We start from the raw sequence: 1,362 nt of genomic DNA on the forward strand, positions 1-1,362 counted from the left end.
TGCGCTGGCTTGGAGTTGCCGGCGTACTTGCAGGAGCAGCTGTCTTTCTCAGAATTCGAAAAGCCTGCGCGATTCACCTGTGGGAGCGGGCAAGCCCGCGAAGCAGGCGACGCGGTATCTGGCACCGGCTTTGCCGGTGTTCGCGGGCATGCCCGCTTCCACAGGGTGTCTGCGTTGGCTTGGAGTTGCCGCCGTACTTGCAGGAGCGGCTCTAGCCGCGAAAAGGCCAGCACTCGCAAGGGATCAAATCCAGGCTGTCTATGCTTACGGCATACACCCTCAGGAAGCCGTATCATGACGCTGATCAGCCGCGAACCCTGGTGGCTAGTCCCGCCCAAGCCCGGTCAGACGGAGCAGGACCTGCATTGGGGTTACCTGGAAATCTACGCCGACGGTCGCACCGTATTCGTCGACCAGCGCCCCAGCGACCGGGAGCTGGCCGAGCGCAAAAGCTGCCGCAACTTCCCCGACCCCGAGCCGTGACCGCCTAGCCTTCCAGGTCTGCCAGGCGCGCTTCCAGCGCTGCGATGCGGGCTTCAAGCGCTTCAATACGCTCCTGCGACACGCTGCTGCCACTGCTGCGCTGGCCGCCCTCCTGCTGACGTGCAGCAAGAATCGCCTCGATCTCCGCCGGGTCGCCCAACGCATGGGTATAACGGTCCTCGCGCTGGCCCGCCTGGCGCGGCAGGTGCAAGGCCAGGTCGCGCGAGGTCAGGCGCTCCAGCTGGTGCTGGATCTGCTCGGTGTCGTCGAAATCATGCAGGCGGTTGCTGCGGGTCAGCAGTTCGTTGAGGGTCTGCGGGCCGCGCAGGAACATCAGGCCCATCAGCACCAGTTGCGCCGGTACCAGCTCCAGGGCCTTGTCCACCCGCTGCTCCCAGCGATCGGCGCGGCTGCCCATCTGCAGGCGGGTCATGCCCTGCGCTTCAAGGTTGCGCAAGGCCTGGCCGACCTGGCCTGGTGTAAGGTTCATTACGGGCTCGCGGCTGGTCTTCTGGTTGCAGGCCAGGACCAGGGCGTTGAGGGTCAGCGGGTAGCTCTCCGGGCTGGTGGCCTGCTTTTCGATCAACGCGCCGAGGACACGTATCTCGGTGCTGCTCAAGCGGCCTTCACCGGCGGTTTCGTATTCTGACATGGCCCTGTCTCATTACTGGGGAAAGGCCACTAGGGTAGGTAATGCCATCGTGTAAGGCAATTGCGGCTGCTGGTGAGAGCGGGTGAGCCCGCTCCGGCCAGCAGCCCGAAGAAAATCCAGGCGCTACGCCGAATGCCGGTCAGTCAAGACGTGGTGGTGGAGCCCATTGCCGGCAAGCCAGCTCCCACAGGGATCGCCTTGGGGCTGACAGGTGTTTGCCACAAGGT

Annotated in this window: 2 protein-coding genes; one reads left to right on the plus strand and one right to left on the minus strand. The window is 64.4% G+C overall.

The genetic code is table 11. From position 1 onward, the window contains the following. The first annotated feature begins 294 nt into the window (after positions 1 to 294). On the plus strand, positions 295 to 483 hold the full coding sequence (locus B3361_RS08635) for a hypothetical protein (protein ID WP_029886312.1): 189 nt from the start codon (positions 295 to 297) through the stop codon (positions 481 to 483). A 4-nt stretch (positions 484 to 487) separates the two neighbouring features. On the opposite strand, the gene B3361_RS08640 is transcribed toward B3361_RS08635, so the two are convergent. Continuing rightward, complete coding sequence (locus B3361_RS08640) at positions 488 to 1,135, minus strand: YceH family protein (protein WP_054906211.1); 648 nt, start codon at positions 1,133 to 1,135, stop codon at positions 488 to 490. Between the last annotated feature and the right edge of the window lie 227 nt (positions 1,136 to 1,362).

Origin of the sequence: Pseudomonas sp. UBA6699 (genome assembly GCF_002454615.1) — a bacterium.
Classification (GTDB): domain Bacteria; phylum Pseudomonadota; class Gammaproteobacteria; order Pseudomonadales; family Pseudomonadaceae; genus Aquipseudomonas; species Aquipseudomonas juntendi.